The organism is Pseudomonas sp. 21LCFQ02, assembly GCF_024129895.2.
Classification (GTDB): Bacteria; Pseudomonadota; Gammaproteobacteria; order Pseudomonadales; family Pseudomonadaceae; genus Aquipseudomonas.
Genome location: NZ_CM178749.1, coordinates 499,837 through 522,225 on the forward strand (window position 1 = coordinate 499,837; position 22,389 = coordinate 522,225).

The 22,389-nt window shown below is 61.6% G+C and carries 20 protein-coding genes; 16 read left to right on the top strand and 4 right to left on the bottom strand.

The genetic code is table 11. From position 1 onward, the window contains the following. Positions 1 to 21 precede the first annotated feature (21 nt). Positions 22 to 885, bottom strand: coding sequence for a heme/hemin ABC transporter substrate-binding protein (locus NJC40_RS02370; RefSeq protein WP_253142340.1), 864 nt, complete (start codon positions 883 to 885; stop codon positions 22 to 24). 97 nt (positions 886 to 982) lie between these two features. On the opposite strand from NJC40_RS02370, the gene NJC40_RS02375 reads away from it, so the two are divergent. Then, positions 983 to 1,303: a Rieske (2Fe-2S) protein gene (locus NJC40_RS02375; protein ID WP_253116266.1), complete on the top strand. Its 321-nt coding sequence runs from the start codon at positions 983 to 985 to the stop codon at positions 1,301 to 1,303. Positions 1,304 to 1,311: 8 nt separating this feature from the next. Here the strand turns inward: NJC40_RS02375 and sfsA are convergent, their stop codons facing one another. Both sfsA and NJC40_RS02385 read right to left on the bottom strand, forming a co-directional pair. Beyond that, positions 1,312 to 2,022: a DNA/RNA nuclease SfsA gene (gene sfsA, locus NJC40_RS02380; RefSeq protein ID WP_253142341.1), complete on the bottom strand. Its 711-nt coding sequence runs from the start codon at positions 2,020 to 2,022 to the stop codon at positions 1,312 to 1,314. Beyond that, positions 2,022 to 3,194 carry a pyridoxal phosphate-dependent aminotransferase gene (locus NJC40_RS02385; RefSeq protein ID WP_045483544.1) on the bottom strand — a complete coding sequence of 391 codons (1,173 nt, stop codon included), beginning with the start codon at positions 3,192 to 3,194 and terminating at the stop codon, positions 2,022 to 2,024. Before NJC40_RS02385 ends, sfsA begins: the two co-directional genes overlap by 1 nt. Positions 3,195 to 3,355: 161 nt before the next feature. Between NJC40_RS02385 and NJC40_RS02390 the strand changes: the two genes are divergently transcribed. The 15 genes from NJC40_RS02390 (at position 3,356) to NJC40_RS02460 (ending at position 20,823) form a co-directional block, all read left to right on the top strand. Continuing rightward, the gene (locus NJC40_RS02390) at positions 3,356 to 3,517 is read left to right on the top strand and encodes a hypothetical protein (RefSeq protein ID WP_158497582.1); all 162 of its coding nucleotides are present in this window, start codon (positions 3,356 to 3,358) and stop codon (positions 3,515 to 3,517) included. Positions 3,518 to 3,628: 111 nt separating this feature from the next. Then, positions 3,629 to 4,066: an RNA polymerase-binding protein DksA gene (gene dksA / locus NJC40_RS02395; RefSeq protein WP_045483546.1), complete on the top strand. Its 438-nt coding sequence runs from the start codon at positions 3,629 to 3,631 to the stop codon at positions 4,064 to 4,066. A 65-nt stretch (positions 4,067 to 4,131) separates the two neighbouring features. Continuing rightward, entirely contained in the window at positions 4,132 to 5,019 is an 888-nt protein-coding gene (gluQRS, locus tag NJC40_RS02400) for a tRNA glutamyl-Q(34) synthetase GluQRS (RefSeq protein ID WP_253142342.1), read from the top strand. A gap of 107 nt (positions 5,020 to 5,126) precedes the next feature. Then, positions 5,127 to 5,303 (top strand): hypothetical protein, encoded by a 177-nt coding sequence (locus NJC40_RS02405; RefSeq protein ID WP_002552060.1) that lies wholly within the window; start codon positions 5,127 to 5,129, stop codon positions 5,301 to 5,303. Then, entirely contained in the window at positions 5,293 to 8,241 is a 2,949-nt protein-coding gene (locus tag NJC40_RS02410; protein WP_045483552.1) for a sensor histidine kinase, read from the top strand. Before NJC40_RS02405 ends, NJC40_RS02410 begins: the two co-directional genes overlap by 11 nt. Positions 8,242 to 8,263: 22 nt before the next feature. Next, the gene (locus NJC40_RS02415) at positions 8,264 to 9,709 is read left to right on the top strand and encodes a sigma-54-dependent transcriptional regulator (RefSeq protein ID WP_253142343.1); all 1,446 of its coding nucleotides are present in this window, start codon (positions 8,264 to 8,266) and stop codon (positions 9,707 to 9,709) included. A 716-nt stretch (positions 9,710 to 10,425) separates the two neighbouring features. Continuing rightward, positions 10,426 to 11,829: a polynucleotide adenylyltransferase PcnB gene (locus NJC40_RS02420; protein WP_045483558.1), complete on the top strand. Its 1,404-nt coding sequence runs from the start codon at positions 10,426 to 10,428 to the stop codon at positions 11,827 to 11,829. Beyond that, positions 11,822 to 12,310: a 2-amino-4-hydroxy-6-hydroxymethyldihydropteridine diphosphokinase gene (gene folK, locus NJC40_RS02425; protein ID WP_253142344.1), complete on the top strand. Its 489-nt coding sequence runs from the start codon at positions 11,822 to 11,824 to the stop codon at positions 12,308 to 12,310. The genes NJC40_RS02420 and folK overlap by 8 nt, the downstream gene beginning before the upstream one ends. A 235-nt stretch (positions 12,311 to 12,545) precedes the next feature. Next, positions 12,546 to 13,346, top strand: coding sequence for a 3-methyl-2-oxobutanoate hydroxymethyltransferase (panB, locus tag NJC40_RS02430; RefSeq protein ID WP_045493853.1), 801 nt, complete (start codon positions 12,546 to 12,548; stop codon positions 13,344 to 13,346). Further along, complete coding sequence (gene panC, locus NJC40_RS02435) at positions 13,343 to 14,191, top strand: pantoate--beta-alanine ligase (protein WP_045483560.1); 849 nt, start codon at positions 13,343 to 13,345, stop codon at positions 14,189 to 14,191. Before panB ends, panC begins: the two co-directional genes overlap by 4 nt. Before the next feature lie 217 nt (positions 14,192 to 14,408). Next, entirely contained in the window at positions 14,409 to 16,073 is a 1,665-nt protein-coding gene (gene pgi / locus NJC40_RS02440; protein WP_045483564.1) for a glucose-6-phosphate isomerase, read from the top strand. 256 nt (positions 16,074 to 16,329) lie between these two features. After that, positions 16,330 to 18,267 carry an acetate--CoA ligase gene (gene acs, locus NJC40_RS02445; RefSeq protein ID WP_253142345.1) on the top strand — a complete coding sequence of 646 codons (1,938 nt, stop codon included), beginning with the start codon at positions 16,330 to 16,332 and terminating at the stop codon, positions 18,265 to 18,267. 119 nt (positions 18,268 to 18,386) lie between these two features. Further along, positions 18,387 to 19,256 carry an oxygenase MpaB family protein gene (locus tag NJC40_RS02450; RefSeq protein ID WP_045483570.1) on the top strand — a complete coding sequence of 290 codons (870 nt, stop codon included), beginning with the start codon at positions 18,387 to 18,389 and terminating at the stop codon, positions 19,254 to 19,256. A 93-nt stretch (positions 19,257 to 19,349) separates the two neighbouring features. After that, the gene (locus NJC40_RS02455; RefSeq protein ID WP_253142346.1) at positions 19,350 to 20,189 is read left to right on the top strand and encodes an AraC family transcriptional regulator; all 840 of its coding nucleotides are present in this window, start codon (positions 19,350 to 19,352) and stop codon (positions 20,187 to 20,189) included. Between the two features lie 40 nt (positions 20,190 to 20,229). Next, positions 20,230 to 20,823, top strand: a complete 594-nt coding sequence (locus NJC40_RS02460) for a LysE family translocator (protein WP_253142347.1) — start codon at positions 20,230 to 20,232, stop codon at positions 20,821 to 20,823. On the opposite strand, the gene NJC40_RS02465 is transcribed toward NJC40_RS02460, so the two are convergent. Then, positions 20,820 to 22,220, bottom strand: a complete 1,401-nt coding sequence (locus NJC40_RS02465; protein ID WP_253142348.1) for an amino acid permease — start codon at positions 22,218 to 22,220, stop codon at positions 20,820 to 20,822. The two genes, NJC40_RS02460 and NJC40_RS02465, sit on opposite strands and share 4 nt — an antisense overlap. Positions 22,221 to 22,389: the final 169 nt, after the last annotated feature.

A 22,389-nucleotide genomic window follows, 5' to 3' on the forward strand; every position in this document is an offset into this window, starting at 1 on the left:
GCCGCGCCGATAACGCGCGCTTCATGGCTGCGGATAAAAGACTTTGGACACGCCCAACAGCGCCTCGGGCAGGCGCGGCCCCAGCCCGCCCACCAGCAACGTCGGATCCAGATCGATCACTCGCTTGTCATGCACCGCCGGCATGGCTGTCAACAACGGATTCTCTTTGAGCAGCGCCTGGCGGGCCGCCTCTCCGGTCAGGGTGCGGTCAGCGACGATCAGCACCTGGGCGGCAAGTCCAGCCATGGCTTCGCTGGAAACCACTTTGTAGCCGTGGTGGCTCGCAAGATTGCGGCCACCGGCCTGCCTGATCAGCCAGTCGCCCACCGTACCGGTACCGGCCACCATCGGTTTGCCACCGCCGTGGCCGACCAGCAGCAGGACACCGGGAACCGCCTGGCGGCGGCGTGCCTCGGTCAGCCATCGTTGTTGGGTATCAAGCTGGCTGGTAAAGTTCTCGCTCAACTCGGCGGCCCGCTCCGGCACACCGAGCAAATGACCCAGGCGCTGCAGGTTGTCCTTGAGAATGTGGAGTTCAGGCTGCGCCGGTAACACCTCGATTCTCACCCCGGCTGCGCGCAACTGCTCAAGCACCGCCGGCGGCCCCATTTCGTCGGTGCCCGCCATGGCGTCCGGACGCAGACTGAGAATCCCTTCGGCGGACAACTGACGCTGGTAACCGATACGCGGCAAGGGCTTGAGCGACTCGGGGTTCTGACTGGTCGTGTCGACCCCCACCAGGCTGGGCTGAGCGCCCAGTTTGACGATCCATTCGGTCACTGCGCCGCCGGCACTGACCAGCCGCGCAGGTGGCTCGGCTGCCGTGGCCATTGGCACCGTCAGCACGCTGACACACAGGGCGACCAGCAAGGCGCGCAGAGACATGCAAGAATTCCTTTTATTGAATACGGGCGCAGCGACTCATGGAGCCGTTGCGAATCGACGACATTTGATAATTGTTTGCATTTAACGGTCAAGCACAATGAAGTTACTTTGCCTTTCCAGCCAACTCGCCGAAGGCAGCAGCCAGGCATTGAGCCTGGACGATCTACAGTTGCTGGCGGTGCGCAGGCATGGGCAGGTGTACCTGTATCGCAATCGCTGTCCGCACCGGAACATACCGCTGCATTGGCAAACAGATCATTGCCTGGATGACTCCGCCAGCCTGATCCGGTGCGCCAGCCACGGCGCACTGTTTCTGATTGAGAGTGGTGAATGCGTGGTCGGCCCCTGCGAAGGCCAGTTTCTCAGTGCCGTACCCTGCCGGGAAGACAGCCAGGGCATCTGGATACTGCCCGACTGATCAGCCGCTCAGAGCGACCGTACCTGCAGGCGCCGGACCAGACGGACCTCCTCGGCGCTGATGTCCACACCGTAGGCCAGCACCTCGACTCCGGCGGCCACGGCCTCACGCAAGGCCGCAGCGTAGACGGGGTCGATCTCCGCAGCCGGGCGCACCGCTTCGATGCCGGCCAGATTCACGCAGTACAGCAAGGCGGCGCGAACGCCCTCGCGCGCCAACGCCGCCAGTTCACGCAAGTGCCGGGCACCACGCTGGGTTACCGCATCGGGAAATGCCGCTACCGGCGAATCATCAAACCCCAGGGTGACGCTCTTGACCTCCAGGTACAGGTCGCCCTGTGGGTATTGCAGGCGAAAATCCACCCGGCTTTTTTCCTGGCCATAAGGCACTTCGCGCTTTAGGGCGGTAAAGCCATTGAGTTCGCTGATGACACCGGCGCGCAGGGCTTCTTCGACCAGCGTATTGGCCCGTCCGGTATTGATACACGCCAGCCGCCCCTGCGGCGTTTCACTGATCTCCCAGGTGCCTGGCAGCTTGCGCTTGGGATCATTGGAGCGACTGAACCACACCCGGCCACCGGGCTGCATGCAGTTAAGCATCGAGCCGGTGTTGGGGCAGTGAATGGTCAGGCGTTCGCCGCTGTCGGTTTCGATATCAGCCAGAAAACGCTTGTAGCGCTGCACCAGGCGGCCTTGTTCAAGTGCAGGATCAAAGCGCATCAGGCGCTCCAGCTGCGCAGGCCACGGGCAATGCGCTCGACCGCCTGCTCCAGGCGTTCGAGGCTTTGGGTGTAGGCAAAGCGCACGTGATGGCCGGCTTTATGGCGACCGAAATCCAGCCCCGGAGTAAAAGCCACATGTTCGGTCTCCAGGAAATGCTGACAAAACGCGAAGGCATCGCCGCCGAACGCGCTGATATCGGCATACAGATAGAACGCACCTTCAGGTTCCACGGCAATCCCGAAGCCCAGCTCGCGCAGCGCCGGTAGCAAGTAATCGCGGCGCCGGCCGAACTCGGCACGGCGCTGTTCAAGAATCTCCAGAGTCGGCGTTTCGAAACAGGCCAGCGCAGCATACTGCGCCACACTCGGCGCGCTGATATAGAGGTTTTGCGCCAGCTTTTCCAGTTCACCGACTGCCGCTGGCGGCGCCACCAGCCAGCCCAGCCGCCAGCCGGTCATGCCAAAGTATTTGGAAAAACTGTTAAGCACGAAGGCATCATCGTCCACTTCCAGGACACTGCTGGCCTCGGTGCCGTAAGTCAGGCCGTGGTAGATCTCGTCGACCACCATATGGCCGCGATGCGCCTTGAGGGTCGTAGACAATGCCTTGAGTTCATCGCGCTGCAGCAAGGTGCCGGTCGGGTTAGCCGGTGATGCCAGCAATGCCCCCACACTGTCCTGATTCCAGAAACGCTCGACCAGCCCCGGCGTCAACTGATAACGCTCATCGGGGCCGACCGGGACCAGTTGCGCGCCGCCTTCAACCAGGCGCAGAAAATGCCGGTTGCACGGGTAGCCCGGATCAGCCAACAGCCAGTGCTTACCCGGATCGACCAGCAGGCTGCTGGCCAGCAGCAGCGCACCCGAGCCACCCGGAGTGATCAGAATACGCTGCGGATCAATATTCAGGCTGTAGCGCCGGGCATAGAACCCGGCGATCGCCTCGCGCAGCTCCGGTAGACCGCGGGCTGCGGTGTAGCGGGTCTTGCCCTCGGCCAGGGCAGCCTGGCCCGCCGCAACGATCGGCTGGGCGGTGGTAAAGTCGGGCTCGCCGATTTCCAGGTGGATCACATCGTGCCCGGCCGCCTGCAGTTCATTGGCGCGCGACAACAAGGCCATGACATGAAAGGGTTCGATGGCGCGGCTGCGCGCACTGTAGTGCTGGACCATGGGCGTTCCTTTGAAATTGGACATTCGGGCACCTCTGAAAACTGCCTGCTGGCTGGGCGCCTGCGGAGTTACACGCAGCTTGCGCTGGCTGCCTCGCCGATGTTTTCAGAGGTGCCCGTTGATTTGCCTTGTGCAACGGGCAGGCAGACACGATTCTACCCATGAGCTGGCCGCCGCAGGGTGATCAAAGTGCCGCAAAAAGGTGCATTAACAAAAATAAAAAAGAAACTCTGGTGCGCTTTAATGTTCTAGGTTTGATTGTCGGCAACCAGACTTTAACGGCTCGTTCACAACCCGGTGCCATGCACGACAACCGGGAGTAGCGGACGGCGAATTGATCTGGTAAGTTCGCCGGCTTGCACCTGCAGGGCCGACGGGTGTCGGTGATGGAACATCCTGCGCAACAGATTAGAAGAGTGAGAGGCGGTCCCTACATGCCCACGCAAGAAAAGCAACAGAATCTAATCAGCGGTTTCGAGCCTTATGTAGAAACCAAGGGCGAAGAGTACATGGGCGAGCCTATGCGCGCGCACTTCACCAAAATCCTCAACAAGTGGAAAAGTGACTTGATGCAGGAGGTCGACCGCACGGTAGACCATATGAAGGATGATGCGGCAAACTTCCCCGACCCGGCCGACCGCGCCAGTCAGGAAGAAGAGTTCAGCCTTGAACTGCGTGCCCGTGACCGCGAGCGCAAACTGATCAAGAAGATCGACAAGACCCTGCAACTGATCCTCGACGAAGAGTACGGCTGGTGCGAGTCCTGCGGCGTTGAAATTGGCATTCGCCGTCTCGAAGCCCGCCCGACTGCCGACCTGTGCATCGACTGCAAGACCCTGGCAGAAATCAAGGAAAAGCAGGTCGGCAAGTAAGCCCGCCGCCCCTGCAATAAAAAGACGCTTCGGCGTCTTTTTTGTTGAGCCGTTATTATCACCGCATGAACAGATCTTCTTACGTCGGGCGCTTCGCACCCACCCCCAGCGGTTATCTGCATTTCGGCTCACTGGTCGCTGCCCTGGCATCTTATCTGGACGCACGCGCAGCCAACGGCGTGTGGCTGATGCGCATGGAAGATCTGGACCCGCCACGGGAAGTGGCCGGCGCCCAGACAGCCATTTTGCAAACCCTGGAAGCCTACGGTTTTGAATGGGACGGTGACTGCGTGCGCCAGAGCGAACGCCATGACGCCTATGCCCAGGTTCTTGAGCGCTGGTTCAGCCAAGGGCTGGCCTACACCTGCACCTGCTCGCGTAAACAGCTGCAAGCCTATGACGGTGTGTATCCCGGCTTGTGCCGCAACCTCGGCCACGCCCCGAGTGACGGTGCTATCCGGCTGCGCGTACCGGAGCTGGAATACCGCTTTACCGACCGGGTGCAGGGCGAGTATCGCCAGCATCTGGGCCGCGAGGCCGGTGATTTTGTGATTCGCCGCCGCGACGGGTTTTACGCCTATCAACTGGCGGTGGTCATCGACGACGCCTGGCAAGGTATCAACAATATTGTGCGCGGCGCCGACCTGCTCGACTCCACGCCTCGGCAACTGTACCTGCAAGAGCTGCTCGGCATTGCCCAACCGCGCTACCTGCATGTGCCACTGATTACCCAGCCCGACGGCCACAAACTCGGCAAGTCCTACCGCTCGCCCCCGCTGCCCGCCGACCAGGCCACCCCGTTGCTGCTGCGAGCCTTGCGCGCACTTGGGCAACCCACTGACGAACAACTGCTCTATGGTACGCCGCAGGAAGTACTCAGGTGGGCGGTGCAGCACTGGGATGCCGGGCAAATCCCCAGGCTTTCAGTCATTGCGGAGTCTGGAATAGACTGATCCAGAGCGGTTGCCGAATTCTGCTGAAATCGGCGCTTGCAGGTTGTACCGCATTGGTTAACATGCCGCTCCTCACCCACCCAAGACACCTGGTTCAAGGAGGCGCCATGTACATCTACCGACTGGTCCTGCTGCTGGTGGTGGGCATCTATCTGTTTTCGCCAGCCATCATGGACTGGTGGATCGACGCAACAGGCGCCTGGTACCGGCCATACATGCTCTGGCTGATTCTCATCGTGGTGACGTTCATTCTGCAAAGCCAGCGAGACGCCGATGAGCTTTAGCCTGACCCAAATGCTGCTGGTCAGCACGGCCTACCTGCTGGTGCTGTTCGGCGTTGCCTGGATCAGCGAGCGCGGCCTGATCCCACGCTGGATCATTCGCCACCCGCTGACCTACACCCTGTCGCTTGGGGTTTACGCCAGCTCCTGGGCGTTCTACGGCACGGTGGGCCTGGCCTATCAGTATGGCTATGGTTTTCTGGCGACCTATCTGGGTGTTTCCGGGGCGTTTCTGCTGGCACCGGTGCTGCTTTACCCGATTCTGAAAATCACCCGCACCTATCAGCTTTCGTCGCTGGCCGACTTATTCGCGTTTCGCTTTCGCAGTACCTGGGCAGGCGCCCTGACCACGATATTCATGCTGATCGGCGTCTTGCCGCTGCTGGCCCTGCAGATCCAGGCGGTGGCCGACTCGATCGGCATTCTGACCGGTGAGCCGGTGCGCAATCGGGTCGCCGTAGCCTTCTGCGCCCTGATCAGCCTGTTCACGATCTTCTTTGGCTCACGGCATATCGCAACCCGGGAAAAGCACCAGGGCCTGGTGTTCGCGATTGCCTTTGAATCGATCATCAAACTGGTCGCGCTGGGCGCTCTGGGTATCTACGCCCTGTACACGGTGTTCGGCGGCCCGCAACAACTGGAACTCTGGCTGTTGCAGAACCAGACCGCCTTGGCCTCGCTGCACACCCCATTGCAGGAAGGCCCGTGGCGCACCCTGCTGCTGGTGTTCTTTGCCTCGGCCATCGTCATGCCGCACATGTATCACATGACCTTTACCGAAAACCTCAACCCGCGCGCGCTGGTCAGCGCCAGTTGGGGGCTGCCGTTCTACCTGCTGCTGATCAGCCTCGCCGTGCCGCTGATTCTCTGGGCCGGTCTGAAACTCGGCGCACCGACCAGCCCGGAATACTTCACCCTGGGCCTGGGCATGGCCGCGCACAGCAAATCACTGGCGTTGCTGGCTTATGTAGGCGGCCTGTCGGCAGCCAGCGGGCTGATTATCGTCACCACCCTGGCGTTGTCGGGCATGGCGCTCAACCATCTGGTGCTGCCGTTGTACCAGCCGCCGGCCGAGGGCAATATCTATCGCTGGCTGAAATGGACCCGCCGCGCGCTGATCATCGCCATCATCGCTGCCGGCTACTGCTTCTACCTGATGCTCGGCGCCCAGCAAGACCTGGCCAATATGGGCATCGTCGCCTTCGTCGCCACCTTGCAGTTCCTGCCCGGCGTCCTGTCGGTGCTGTACTGGCCGACCGCCAACCGACGCGGCTTTATCGCCGGAATCCTGGCCGGCATCACGGTCTGGGTGTTCAGCATGCTGTTGCCGCTGCTGGGCAATCTCGAAGGCTTCTACATTCCGATGCTGAACATGATCTATGTGCTGGATGACACCAGCTGGCACATGGCGGCGATCGCCTCACTGGCGGCCAACGTGGTGATGTTCACCCTGGTGTCGCTGTTCACCAACGCCAGCGCCGAAGAGGCCAGTGCCGCCGAAGCCTGCGCTGTGGATAACGTGCGCCGCCCACAACGCCGTGAGTTGTTCGTCGCCTCGCCTCAGGAATTCGCCACCCAACTGGCCAAGCCGCTGGGCGGCAAGGCCGCACAAAAAGAGGTTGAGCAGGCACTGCGTGACCTGTACCTGCCCTTCGACGAACGCCGCCCGTATGCCTTGCGCCGCTTGCGCGACCGGATCGAAGCCAACCTGTCCGGCCTGATGGGCCCAAGCGTCGCCCAGGACATGGTCGAAACGTTCCTGCCGTATAAGTCCGGCGGCGAGAAGTACGTGACCGAAGACATCCACTTCATCGAAAGCCGGCTCGAGGACTACCACTCGCGCCTCACCGGCCTGGCCGCGGAACTCGACGCCTTGCGCCGCTACCACCGCCAGACCCTGCAAGAACTGCCCATGGGGGTCTGCTCGCTGGCCAAGGATCAGGAAATCCTGATGTGGAACCGGGCCATGGAAGAACTGACCGGCGTTCCTGCCCAGCATGTGGTGGGCTCACGGCTGGAGACCATTGCCGAGCCCTGGAAAGGCCTGCTGAGCAGCTTCATCAGCGTGCCTGACGAACACTTGCACAAACAGCGGCTGTCGCTGGAGGGCCAGATTCGCTGGCTGAACCTGCACAAGGCGGCCATTGACGAACCGCTGGCGCCCGGCAACAGTGGCCTGGTGCTGCTGGTCGAAGACCTTACCGAAACCCAGATGCTCGAAGACAAGCTGGTGCATTCCGAGCGCCTGGCCAGCATTGGCCGACTGGCCGCCGGGGTGGCCCACGAAATCGGCAACCCGATCACCGGTATCGCCTGCCTGGCGCAGAACCTGCGCGAAGAACGCGAAGACGAACCGGAATTGGCGGAAATCAGTAGCCAGATCATCGAACAGACCAAGCGCGTATCACGCATCGTCCAGTCGCTGATGAGCTTCGCCCACGCCGGCGCACACCAGAACAGCGACGAACCGGTGTGCCTGGCCGAGGTCGCGCAGGATGCCATTGGTCTGCTGGCACTCAACCGGCGCAACTTTGAAATACAGTTCTACAACCTCTGTGACCCCGACCACTGGGCCGATGGCGACCCGCAGCGGCTGGCTCAGGTGCTGATCAACCTGCTGTCCAACGCACGCGACGCATCCCCGGCCGGCAGTGCCGTGCGGGTCATGAGCGAAGCCTCTGAACATACCGTGGACCTGATCGTCGAAGATGAAGGCAGTGGTATTGCGAAAGCAATCATGGACCGATTGTTCGAACCGTTCTTCACCACCAAAGATCCTGGCGAAGGCACTGGGCTGGGGCTTGCTCTGGTCTATTCCATCGTTGAAGAGCATTATGGACAAATCACCATCGACAGTCCGGCCGATCCTGTACGGCAACGAGGCACCCGTATCCGGGTGACGCTACCGCGACATGTCGAAGCGACGTCCACCGTGAACTGAGACCGTCGAGAGAACCGAATCAATGCCGCATATTCTGATCGTCGAAGACGAAACCATCATCCGCTCGGCGCTGCGTCGCTTACTGGAGCGCAATCAGTATCAGGTCAGCGAAGCCGGCTCGGTGCAGGAAGCTCAGGAACGCTTCAGCATTCCATCGTTTGACCTGATCATCAGTGACCTGCGCCTGCCTGGCGCTCCGGGCACCGAACTGATCAAGCTTGGCGAAGGCAAGCCGGTGCTGATCATGACCAGCTATGCCAGCCTGCGCTCGGCCGTCGACTCGATGAAAATGGGCGCGGTCGATTACATCGCCAAGCCTTTTGACCACGACGAGATGCTTCAGGCGGTGGCGCGAATCCTGCGCGATCGCCAATCGGCGCAACCCCAGTCACAACCCCAGGCCGCCGAGCGCAGTAACGGCAAGGCTGCCAGCGCAGCGGATAAACCGACCGCCGCCAACGCCAATGGCGAAATCGGCATTATCGGTTCCTGCCCGCCGATGCAGGACCTGTACGGCAAGATTCGCAAGGTTGCGCCCACTGACTCCAACGTGCTGGTCCAGGGCGAGTCCGGCACCGGTAAAGAGCTGGTCGCGCGCGCCCTGCATAACCTTTCGCGCCGCGCCAAGGCGCCGATGATCTCGGTCAACTGCGCGGCGATTCCCGAATCGCTGATTGAATCGGAACTGTTCGGCCATGAAAAAGGCGCCTTTACCGGGGCCAGTGCCGGCCGTGCAGGCCTGGTCGAGGCGGCCGATGGCGGTACGCTGTTTCTCGACGAAATTGGCGAGCTGCCGCTGGAGGCCCAGGCACGGCTGCTGCGCGTCTTGCAGGAAGGCGAAATTCGCCGGGTCGGCTCGGTGCAATCGCAAAAGGTCGATGTGCGCCTGATTGCTGCGACCCACCGCGACCTCAAGACCCTGGCCAAAAACGGCGAATTTCGCGAAGACCTTTATTACCGCCTGCATGTGATTGCCTTGAAGCTGCCGGCGCTGCGCGAGCGTGGTAACGACGTGCTGGAGATCGCCCGCGCGTTTCTGGCCCGGCAGAGCGCCAAGGCCGGACGCCCTGAACTACGCTTCGGTGCCGATGCCGAGCAGGCCATCCATCACTACAGCTGGCCCGGTAACGTGCGCGAGCTGGAAAACGCCGTCGAACGCTCGGTGATTCTCAGTGAGTCGGCGGAAATATCTGCCGACCTGCTAGGCATCGACATTGAGCTGAGTGATCTGGACGAGGTGGATTTCGTCGGCCTGGCGCCGCTGCCCAATGGCGCAAGCGGGGCCAATCAGGATCCCAGTGAAGACCTGTCGCTGGAAGACTACTTCCAGCATTTTGTCCTTGAACACCAGGATCACATGACCGAAACCGAACTGGCGCGCAAACTGGGCGTGAGCCGCAAGTGCCTCTGGGAGCGCCGCCAGCGCCTGGGCATACCACGGCGCAAGGGTGTCACCAACGAAACCTGATCGCGTGACCAGGTAACAGTTCCCGCCCAGCGAGCAAAACTGTTACCGATCCTTATCCAGACGTAACAAAAGCCGGGGTTTACGGTAACGAAATCCCGGCTTTTTTTCGCCCCCTTGCAATCACGGCACGGCCAAACCCTTGATTTACAAGGACTTCAAAAAGTTGGCACGTGTTCTGCTATATGCTTAGTACAAGAAAAATAAAAACCTGTACCACCCACATAATAAAAACAAGACGAATCGACTCACGCATAACAAGAACAACACGGCGGAGGCGCAGCTAACTGATTCTTTTGGAGAGGTGTTGTATTTGGGGCTTGCCCCACGACCAGGCTGAGAACAACAAAAACCACCCCAAGGTAGCACCTGAACTGGTTGGATCGATTGATCATTGCAAGACAGCGACCAAAGCAATCCGTTTGCTCTTTACTCTCGGTTTGAGAGGTTTCACAGGCACAAAGCCTTGTGAATGGGCACTCAACAAAAACAAGAAGCCCGACTCAATAATAAAAATAAAGAGCACGCACTTTGGGGGAGCTTCGGCTCCCCCAGTAGCTTCCGGACTTCTGTCACCCTGCCTACAAGGCCCGCAGCACGCGGCCTACCTCCCGCTTAGACGGCTTCCTACACCATTGCTCGATCAAATGCTAGAATCCCCGCCCATCATGCGGTCATTCTCCATTTTTGGCCGAATATTCCTTCAAACAGTGCATCCCATGCTGAAGAAGCTGTTCCAGTCATTTCGTTCTCCACTGCGCACGCCGCAGCAACACACGCGTTCAACGCCGATCGTGCTCAATAGTAATCAGCATTCGCTGCAACGCGCTCAGTTCAGCCGCCATGCGGTGAACATCGTCGAGCGCCTGCAAAGCGCGGGCTACCAGGCTTATCTGGTCGGCGGCTGCGTTCGCGACCTGCTGCTGCAGATCAACCCCAAGGACTTCGACGTTGCCACCAGTGCCACGCCCGAGCAGATCCGCGCCGAGTTTCGTAATGCGCGCATCATTGGCCGACGCTTCAAGCTGGTGCATATCCACTTCGGCCGGGAAATCATCGAGGTTGCGACCTTTCGCGCCAATCATCCCGACGAAGATGAAGAAGAAAACACCCACCAGTCATCGCGCAACTCCAGTGGCCGGATCCTGCGTGACAACGTCTACGGCACCCTGGAAGACGATGCACAGCGCCGCGACTTCACTATTAACGCGCTGTACTACGACCCGGTGACCGAGCGCATCCTCGATTACGCCAACGGTGTACACGATATTCGCAATCGGCTGATTCGCCTGATCGGCGACCCGGAGCAACGCTACAAGGAAGACCCGGTGCGCATGCTGCGTGCGGTGCGCTTTGCGGCCAAGCTGAACTTCGGCATCGAAAAACACAGCATGCTGCCGATCCGGCCGCTGGCACCGATGCTGCGCGATATCCCGGCGGCACGGCTGTTCGAGGAGTCGCTCAAGCTGTTCCTGTCCGGGCATGGCGAGATCACTTTCGAAATGCTCGTCGACCTTGAGCTGTTCGACCCGCTGTTCCCGGCCACCGCCAAGGCGCTGGAATACAACCCGACCTACACCCATACGCTGATCAGCAAGGCGCTGGCCAACACCGACCTGCGGGTGCGTCAGGAAAAGCCAGTCACCCCGGCCTTCATGTTCGCAGCGCTGCTCTGGCCAGCCTTGCCGGCCCGGGTGCTGCGCCTGCAAGAGCGCGGCACGCCGCCGATCACCGCGATGCAGGACGCCGCTCACGAACTGATCGTCGAACAGTGCCGCAGCATTGCCATCCCCAAGCGTTTCACCCTGCCGATTCGCGAGATCTGGGACATGCAGGAACGCTTGCCGCGCCGTTATGGCAAACGCGCCGACCAGTTGCTCGACCATCCGCGCTTTCGCGCCGGTTACGACTTCCTGTTGCTACGTGAAACCGCTGGCGAACAGACCGATGGTCTGGGCCAATGGTGGACCGATTATCAGGACGCCAACGACAGCGAACGGCGGCACATGATCAGCGACCTGAGCAGCAAGTCCGACGAAACCGGCAACGGCCCGCGCAAGCGCCGCCGCAGCGGTTCGAAACGCAAGCGCGGCAGCGACGATGCAGACCTGTTCAATGACTGAACGCGCCTATATCGGCATGGGCAGCAACCTGGCCGATCCGGCGGCGCAGTTGCGCAACGCCCTTGAAGCCATGGCCCGGCTGCCCGGCACTCGGTTGGCTGGGGTATCGTCGTTCTACGTCAGCGACTCATTGCTGCCCGGCCAACCGCGCTACACCAATGCGGTGGCGGCACTGGATACTGATCTGGCGCCCTTGCAATTGCTCGACGCCCTGCAGGCCATAGAACTCGATCAAGGCCGCGAGCGCCTGGAGCGCTGGGGGCCACGTACGCTGGACCTGGATATCCTGTTGTTCGGCGAGCAGATGATCGATGTGCCGCGCCTGCAGGTGCCGCATTACCACATGCAGGCCCGGGCATTCGTGCTCTATCCGCTGGCCGAGCTGGACGCCGACCTGCAACTGCCAGACGGCCGCCGCCTCGACCAGATGCTGGCCGCCTGCCCCTTCGAAGGCCTTGAGCGCCTGCCAGCCTTGCAGTAGCAATCCTTTAATGCCCAGAGGGCGCTTATAAAAGAAGTTTTTAGAAGCGTCCTCGTAACGGGTAACACCTCCAATTGACTTCACACTCCCGCCTCACGAAGATAGGCCTCCCGCGCCGGCTTGCTGGCGAATGGGCACAAGACAGGCCTTTGCAAAACACCGCGACACGACGGTGTGCCTGCTTTCCAGGATAAATCCCGAGGATTTACAACGCCTGGTGATGGAGGAACTTTACATGCCGGTTACAACCGTTACGTCGTTGCAGTCGCTCAAGCAAAAGGGTGAAAAGATCACCATGCTGACGTGCTATGACGCGACTTTCGCCCATGTCGCCAGTGGTGCGGGCGTCGAAGTCCTGCTGGTCGGTGACTCGCTGGGTATGGTCCTGCAGGGCCATGACAGCACCCTGCCTGTTACTGTGGCCGACATGGCGTATCACGTCGCCAGTGTCAGCCGTGGCAATCAAGGCGCGCTGGTGCTCGCTGACCTGCCCTTCATGGCCAACGCCAGCATTGAGCAAACCCTGCTCAACAGCGCCACGCTGATGCGGGCCGGCGCGCACATGGTCAAGGTCGAAGGTGCTGCATGGCTGGCCGACTCGGTACGCCAGCTCACCGACCGCGGTATTCCGGTGTGCGTACATTTGGGCCTGACCCCGCAAACCGTCAATGTGATGGGCGGCTATAAAGTTCAGGGCCGGCTCGAAGCCCAGGCCCGACAGATGCGGGCCGACGCCATTGCCCTTGAACAGGCCGGCGCAGCGATGATTCTGCTCGAATGCGTGCCCACCGAGCTGGCCCAGGAAATTACCCAGGCCGTCCAGGTGCCGGTCATCGGGATCGGTGCCGGCAGCGGCACCGACGGCCAGGTGCTGGTGCTGCACGACATGCTCGGCCTGTCGATCAGCGGCCGGGTCGCCCGCTTCGTGCGCAACTTCATGGTCGGCCAGCCGGATATCCCGTCGGCCATCAGCGCCTATGTAGCCGCAGTCAAAGACCTCAGCTTCCCTGCCCTTGAACACGGATTCCAGGCATGAACACAGTCAACAGCGTTCAGGCACTGCGTGCAGCCATTGCCCAGGCACGTAAAGACGGCAAACGCATTGCGCTGGTGCCGACCATGGGCAATCTGCACAGCGGCCATACCACTCTGGTGGCCCGCGCCGCTGAACACGCTGACTTCGTGGTGGCGAGCATCTTCGTCAACCCGCTGCAGTTCGGCGCCAATGAAGACCTGGCCAGTTACCCGCGCACCCTCACCGCCGACCAGCAAAAGCTCCAGCAGTCTGGCTGCCACCTGTTGTTCAGCCCCGGTGTGGACGAGATGTACCCCAACGGCATGGGCGAGCAGACCCGGGTCAGCGTACCGCTGGTTTCCGAAGGTCTGTGCGGTGCCAGCCGGCCCGGGCATTTTGAAGGCGTGGCCACGGTGGTCAGCAAGCTGTTCAACATGGTTCAGCCGGATGTCGCGGTATTTGGCGAGAAGGACTTCCAGCAGCTGGCGGTGATCCGCGCGATGGTCCGCGACCTGAACATGCCAATCCAGATCATTGGCGAACCCACCGTGCGCGCCGCTGACGGCCTGGCGCTGTCGTCGCGCAATGGTTACCTGAGTGATGAGCAGCGCGCCCAGGCGCCGGCTCTGTACCGGGTACTGCGCTCGATAGCCGATGCCCTGCAAGCCGGTGACACCCGGTTCACAGCCTTGCTCGACAGTGGCCGCGACGAGCTTGCGGCAGCTGGCTTTCGCGTCGATTATCTGGAGATTCGCGAGGCCACCAGCCTGCGCCCGGCCACCGAGGCTGATCGCGATGTGGTGGTGATTGGCGCAGCGTTGCTGGGCAAAACCCGACTGATCGACAACCTGCACCTGAGCCGCTGAGGCGTCATTGGCTACTGCAACGGCGCCCTGCGATGAACTAAGCTGGGACAGCAGTGCCATAGCCCTACAGATTGGCGTGGTAATCGATGGCACCCTGGCGTGAAATGCCCGTACATTGAGCGGCGCCCCCAATGTCGAGCCTGCGCTACACAACGGCCGCCGCAGCTGCGGCCCTGACATGTCCACTGGCAGTTCAAGTTAAAGGAAACCCCAAGCGATGGCGTACTACCGCAATCCTTCCGATGTGACCGCTCTGCCCGCCTGGCAGGCATTGAGCCAACACCGCCAGGCAATGCAAGACTTCAGCATGCGCGATGCATTCGCCGCTGACCCGCAGCGTTTCAGCCAGTTCACCCTGAGCAGCAATGGCCTGTTTCTCGACTACTCGAAAAACCTGATCACCACCGAAACCCGCGAGTTGCTGGTCAATCTGGCCAAGGAAGCGGGCCTCAAGGAAGCCATCAAGGCGCAGTACGACGGCGAGCTGGTCAACGCCTCCGAAGGCCGCCCGGCGCTGCACACCGCGCTGCGACGCCCGGTGGGTGACAAGCTGCTGGTCAACGGCACCAACATCATGCCCGAAGTGCACCGGGTGCTGAGCCAGATGACCGAACTGGTCGGCCGGATCCATGACGGCCTGTGGCGCGGCTACACCGAAAAGCCGATCACCGACGTGGTCAACATCGGCATCGGTGGCTCCTACCTGGGTCCGGAGCTGGTCTCCGAATCGCTGCTGGCCTACACCCACAAGGGCGTACGTTGCCATTACCTGGCCAATATCGACGGCAGTGAATTCCACGAGCTGTCGATGAACATCCGTGCCGAAACCACACTGTTCATCGTCTCGTCGAAATCCTTCAGCACCCTGGAAACCCTCAAGAACGCCCAGGCGGCAAGGGCCTGGTATCTGGCTCAGGGCGGCTCGGAAGCCGAACTGCATCGTCACTTCATTGCCGTGTCGAGCAACAACGCGGCGGCGGTGGCATTCGGTATTCGTGAAGAAAACATCTTCCCGATGTGGGACTGGGTCGGTGGCCGCTATTCGCTGTGGTCGGCCATCGGTCTGCCGATTGCGCTGGCCATCGGCATGTCCAACTTCAAGGAGCTGTTGTCGGGCGCCTACACCATGGACCAGCACTTCCAGAGCGCGCCGTTCGAGCAGAACATGCCGGTGCTGCTGGGCCTGCTCGGGGTGTGGTATGGCAATTTCTGGGGCGCACAGAGCCACGCGATCCTGCCGTACGACCATTACCTGCGCAACATCACCAAGCACCTGCAACAGCTGGACATGGAGTCCAACGGCAAGAGCGTGCGTCAGGACGGCAGCCCGGTATCGACCGACACTGGCCCGGTGATCTGGGGCGGTGTGGGCTGTAACGGCCAGCACGCCTACCATCAGTTGCTGCACCAGGGCACCCAGCTGATTCCGGCCGACTTCATCGTGCCGATCGTCAGCTTCAACCCGGTTGCCGACCATCATCAGTGGCTGTACGCCAACTGCCTGTCGCAGAGCCAGGCGCTGATGCTGGGCAAGACCCGCACCGAGGCCGAAGCCGAACTGCGTGAAAAAGGCGTGCCCGAAGAGCAGATTCAGAAGCTGGCGCCGCACAAGGTGATCCCCGGCAACCGGCCGAGCAACACCTTGGTGGTCGAGCGCATCAGCCCGCGCCGGCTGGGTGCACTGGTCGCCATGTACGAGCACAAAGTGTTCGTGCAAAGCGTGATCTGGGGCATCAACGCCTTCGACCAATGGGGTGTGGAGCTGGGCAAAGAGCTGGGCAAAGGCGTCTACCAGCGCCTGACCGGCGGTATCGAAGAGCCTGCCGAAGATGCCTCTACCCAGGGTCTGATCAACTACTTCCGCGGCCGTCATCGCGGTTGATCCCCTTGTAGGGACGACCCATGCGGGAACGACCTTGGTCGTGAAAGCGGCGTGATATTCACAGCAGATAGTGTGAATGTAACGCCCCCTTCACGAGCGAGCTCGTTCCCACTGAGGTAGCAACTCAGATCTGTGAGAACACCCTCTGTGGGAACGAGCTCAGATCGGTAACACCCGCGCTATGCCTACCGGGATTGAACCCTCCTCCCCCTTGCCGCTCCTATTCTTGTAGACACCCAAGAACAAGGAGCATGGCATGTTGCAGCCCAGCGATTTCCCTCAAGCCGATGCCGTACGCCGCGCAGCGCGCCTGAGCCCGGATGACTATCAGCGCCTGTATCGGCAGTCTATCGAGCAGCCGGAACAGTTCTGGGCCGAACAGGCCAAAGCGTTTCTCGACTGGGATGCACCCTGGACCCAGGTCTGCCAGGCCGACCTGCACACCGGCCAGGCGCAGTGGTTCAAGGGCGGCAAACTGAACGTCAGCTACAACTGCATCGACCGCCACCTGGCCAGCCGCGGCGATCAGCCGGCCATAATCTGGGAAGGCGACAACCCCGGCGAGTCCGCCGAAATCACCTACAAGAAGCTCCATCACCATGTGGCACGGCTGGCCAACGTGCTCAAGCAACGTGGCGTGAAAAAAGGCGACCGGGTGTGCATCTACATGCCAATGATCCCCGAAGCCGCCTACGCCATGCTCGCCTGCACGCGCATCGGCGCGGTGCATTCAGTGGTGTTTGGCGGCTTCTCTCCAGAAGCGCTGCGCGACCGGATACTCGATGCCGACTGCCATACCGTGATCACTGCCGATGAGGGCGTGCGCGGCGGCAAGTACATCCCGCTCAAGGCCAACGTCGACAAAGCGCTGCAAAGCTGCCCGGCGGTCACTACCGTACTGGTGGTAGAGCGTACCCAAGGCGAGATCGACTGGGTCGAAGGCCGGGATATCTGGTATCACCTGGCGCTCAAAGGGGTCGATGACCATTGCCCGCCCGAGGCGATGGACGCCGAGGACCCGCTGTTTATCCTCTACACCTCCGGCAGCACCGGTAAACCCAAGGGCGTGTTGCACACCACCGGCGGCTACCTGTTGCACGCGGCGCTGACTCACAAGCTGGTGTTCGACTACCAGGATGGCGAAGTCTACTGGTGCACGGCGGATGTCGGCTGGGTCACCGGCCACAGCTACATCGTCTACGGCCCATTGGCCAACGGCGCGACCACCCTGATCTTTGAAGGCGTGCCTAACTACCCGGACAGTTCGCGCTTCTGGCAGGTGATCGACAAGCATCAGGTGAATATCTTCTATACCGCACCAACCGCACTGCGCGCCCTGATGCGCGAGGGTTCCGGTCCCTTGCAGAGCACTTCGCGCAGCAGCCTGCGGGTGCTGGGCAGTGTCGGCGAGCCGATCAACCCCGAAGCCTGGGACTGGTACTTCCGCCAGGTCGGCCAGGCGCGCTGCCCCATCGTCGATACCTGGTGGCAGACCGAGACCGGCGGCATCATGCTCAGCCCACTGGTGGGTGAGGCGCGGATCAAACCCGGTTGTGCCAGCCGGCCGTTGTTTGGCGTGCAGCCGGTGTTACTCGATGACAAAGGCCAGCCAATCGAAGGCGCGGGCAGTGGCTTGCTGGCGATCAAGGCCAGTTGGCCAGGGCAGATCCGCAGTGTGTACGGTGACCCGCAGCGGATGCTCGACACCTATTTCAAGCCTTACCCCGGCTATTACTTCACGGGTGATGGTGCGCGCCGCGACGAGGACGGTGATTACTGGATTACCGGGCGGGTCGATGATGTGATCAATGTGTCCGGGCACCGGATCGGCACGGCGGAGGTCGAGAGCGCGATTGTGCTGCATGACAGCATTGCCGAGGCGGCCGTGGTCGGTTATCCGCATGAGGTCAAAGGCATGGCGATCTATGCCTTTGTGACCCCGGTCAAGGGCGTGGAACCCTCTGATACGCTGAAGCAGGAGTTGCTGACGCGGGTCAGTGGCGAGATCGGCAGCTTTGCCAAGCCTGAGCTGATCCAGTGGACGCCAGCGTTGCCCAAGACCCGTTCGGGCAAGATCATGCGGCGGATCCTGCGCAAGATTGCCTGTAACGAGCTCGACAGCCTGGGGGACACCTCGACCCTGGCCGATCCGGCGGTGGTGGATGAGCTGATCGACAAGCGGATGAACCGTTGAGAGGGTTTATCCGTTAAATGCGACCCGGCGCTTGAGCATCAAGGCGCTTAGCCTTCATTATTCGCGAGCAAGTTCGCTCGGGGTTATGCTCCGGCCCGTGGATCAGCCTTAGGCGTTATATGGAATTCATTCGCCGTCGTATCGAAACGCAGGTTCTGAGCCTGACCGGCCTGGCGCTCGGTCAGCTGGACCTGGAAAATCCCAAGGGTGACCCTGGTCTGTTCGGCCCGCAGGCGGTGTGCTGGCGGGTCAATGGGGACTTCACCAGTATGCTGATCGGCGGTATCAGTGCGCTGATGCTGCAGACCCTGCATCCGCTGGCATTGTCCGGGGTCTGGGATCATTCGAGCTTTCGTCAGGACATGCTCGGTCGCCTGCGCCGCACCGGGCAGTTCATCTCAGGGACCACCTATGGCTCGACGCAGGATGCCCAGTGGCTGATCGACAAGGTACGGCGTATTCACCTGCAGATCACCGGCACTGCACCGGATGGCCGGATTTATGCGGCCAGCGATCCGGCCTTGCTGACCTGGGTGCATGTCGCGGAGGTCAGTTGCTTCATGGCCGCGCACCTGCGTTACCTCAACCCGCAGCTGTCGCCAGCCGAGCAGGACGCCTATTTTGCCGAAACCGCCCTGGTCGCGGAGCAACTGGGTGCCCGCAACGTCCCGCGCTCACGCCAGGCGATTGCCGAGTATCTGGACAATATCCGCAGCGAACTGGTCTGCGACCAGCGCAGTCATGAAGTGATCCGCCTGCTGCTGGCGGAGCCGGCGCCCAATCGGCTGGTCAAACCGTTCGGCGCGCTGATGATGCAGGCCGGTATCGAGCTGTTGCCCAACTGGGCCAGCACCATGCTCAGCCGCCAGCAGAGCGCGCCCAAGCGCGCCCTGATCCGCACCGCCGTGCGCAGCGTAGCGCCGGTGTTGCGCTGGGCAGTGCGCAACGGCTCGGTGCACCGGGCGAGGCGGCGCATGGGGGTGCAATAACCTGATCGCGCTGCACAAATCTTCTAGATAGCCAGCGGCCCGGGAGGACGATAATGGCGGCGCGAATGAACCTGCGGGCACCCTTGACCGATCATGCCGACCACTAGCTGGATCACCCTCAAACTGGATGCCGAAACCGGGATCGAGACCATTCGTGCGCACTTTACCGGCCATGCCTACGACCCGCACTGGCACGACTGTTACCTGGTGGGCATTACCGAGCAGGGCGTGCAGCAATTCAACTGCCGGCGCCAGTTGCACAGCAGTACGCCGGGCCAGGCATTTTTGCTGGAGCCCGGTGAAGTTCATGACGGCAATGCGCCGCTGAGCGGTGGCTTCACCTACTCGACCCTGTACCTGCAACCGCGTTGGCTTGAAACCCAGATGCAGGCATTGTTCGGCGACGCCCCGGCCAACAGCCTGCCCGGCTTTCGTCAGACCCTGGCCCACGAGCCGACGCTGGTGCAGCGCATCGCCCAGGCCTTTGTCGCGCTGCATCACCAGGATCTGCGGATTGTCCGCCACGCGGCGCTGGATGCTTTGCTGGAAACCCTGAGCGCCACCCTGCACTGGCGTCAGGCCGAACCGGGCAGCGCGCGGCTACCACAGATGGCTATCCGCGCACGCGAATACCTGCACGCCCACGTCGAGCAGGATATCGGCCTGGATGAGCTGGCGCGGGCCAGCGGCGTCGACCGCTTTCGCCTGTCACGAGCGTTCAAGGCGGCTTATGGGCTGGCGCCACATGCCTATCTGGTGCAACTGCGCCTGAGCCTGGCACGCAGGCTGCTGCATCAGGGTTCGACGCCTGCCGATGTCGCCGCCGCGCTGGGCTTTGCCGACCAGAGCCATCTGGGCCGCTGGTTCCGCCGTGCCTACGGGCTGAGCCCGGCCGCCTACCGCAAGCACTGCACAAACCTTCCAGACCGCTGAGCGACAGGTACGGACAATCGGCAGCTCCAAGGAGCTACCCATGACCCACTATCTGCCCTTCATCTTGTTCGCTTTTGTCGCCTCGATCACACCCGGCCCGACCAATATTCTGGTGCTGAGCAACAGCGCCCTGCACGGCCTGGGCGTCGCGCTGCGCATTGCGTTGGGCGCCAGTGCCGGTGCGGCGCTGATTGTGTTGCTCACCGGGCTGGGCCTGGGCGAGTTTCTCCAGCGCCTGCCCTGGCTGCAACAGCTGATGGGCTGGCTGGGCGTGGCCTGGATCAGCCTGCTGGCCTGGCAACTGTGGCGTGCGCCCGCCAGCGTGCTGACAGCCGACAGCCGGAGCAAAGCCATGGGCGCCTGGGCCGGCGCCGGCCTGCAACTGATCAACCCCAAAACCTGGCTGATGGCCCTGGCGGTGGTCAGCGTGTTTACCGGCGCACAGGCAAGCGCAGTCGATTACGGGCTGTATGCCGCGATCTTCTTTGTGATCGCCACTCCCTGCCTGCTGGTCTGGGCGTTGCTGGGGCGCGGGGCGGCTGGTCTGCTGGCAACGGCGCAAGCCATGCAGCGCTTCAATCGCGGCATGGCTTTGCTGTTGTTGGGGTCAGCCTGGGGCGGGATGCTGCTTTAAGCTTTTTCCTGAGCCTCAACACCCTGCCCGGCAGCGTCGTGCTTACCGGCAACGAAGATGCCGATCAGCGAGATGGCCAATGCCAGGCAGATGGTCGAGGTGATTTCCGCGCGGTGATCCGGGGTGATCATCATCACCACCAGCGCGGCCGAGATAAACAGGATCACCGCATAGGTCAGCCACGGGAACAGCCACATCGGCAAGGCAATCTCGACTTTCTGCCGGGTCAGCTTGCGGCGCATGCGCAGTTGCGAGATAGCGATCACCAGGTACACCAGCAACGCGATGGCGCCGGAGCTGGCCAGCAGGAATTCAAACAGCCCGGACGGCGCGAAGTAACTGACGACGGTGATAATGGCACCGAGCACGACACTGGCGTACACCGCCATGCGCGGCACACCGACCTTTGATGTCTTGCGTACTGCAGCCGGTGCTTCGCCGCGCTTGCCCAACGAGTAGAGCATGCGCGAGGAGATATAGATCGACGAGTTCATGCAGCTACCCACCGCGACCAGCACCACCACATCGACCATGAACTTGGCGAACGGGATGTCCATGATCTCCAGCGCCCGCTGGTAAGAGCCCACCACGGTCAGTTGCGGGTCGTTCCATGGCACCACGGAAATGATCACGAACACCGACAGGATGTAGAACACCCCAATGCGCCAGATCACCGAGCGGGTGGCCCTGGCGATGTTGCGTGCGGGGCTGGCGGACTCAGCAGCAGCGATGGTCACCGCTTCAGTACCGATAAAGCTGAACATCACCGTGATGAAGGCCCCGACCACTGCCGACCAGCCGTTGGGGGCAAAGCCGCCATGATTGGCCATCAGGGTGGTCAGGCCGCTGGCCTCGCGGCCCGGCACCCAACCGAACAACACCGCAAAACCGAGGCTGATGAAACCGATGATTGCGGCAACCTTGAACAGCGCGAACCAGAACTCGAACTCGCCGTACTTGGCCACGCTGAACAGGTTGGTCGCGGCCAGCAGCACGATCGACAGCAAGGCGAACAACCAGGCATCGACCTGCGGGAACCACTGATGCAGCACATGGCCGGCGGCCAGCGCTTCGATGGGGATGACCAGCACCCAGAACCACCAGTACAGCCAGCCGATGGTGAAACCGGCCCATTGCCCGATGGCCTGGTCGGCGTAGGTGGAAAACGAACCGGTGTCCGGGTTGGCCACAGCCATTTCGCCGAGCATGCGCATCACCAGCACGACCAGCAAACCGGAACACAGGTAGGAGAGGATGGTGGCCGGGCCGGCGGCGGCGATGGCGTGACCGGAGCCAACGAACAGGCCGGCGCCGATAATGCCGGCAATCGATAACATCGTGACATGACGCGGCTTGAAACCTTGCGCCAGTTGACCACTGGAGTCGGGGCTGATCATGGTGCTTGTTCTTCTCTTTTTTGTGTCGACGGGTACAGGCTGGCTACCCTGGAAACGGCGCACCTTACACGCTGAGGCACATCTGGAGTAACTACAACGCACGCCAATGAAAATGCCCCGCCACCTTACCCTTGGGCTGCATGGGGTCTATTACCCGATTGCGCCCCGA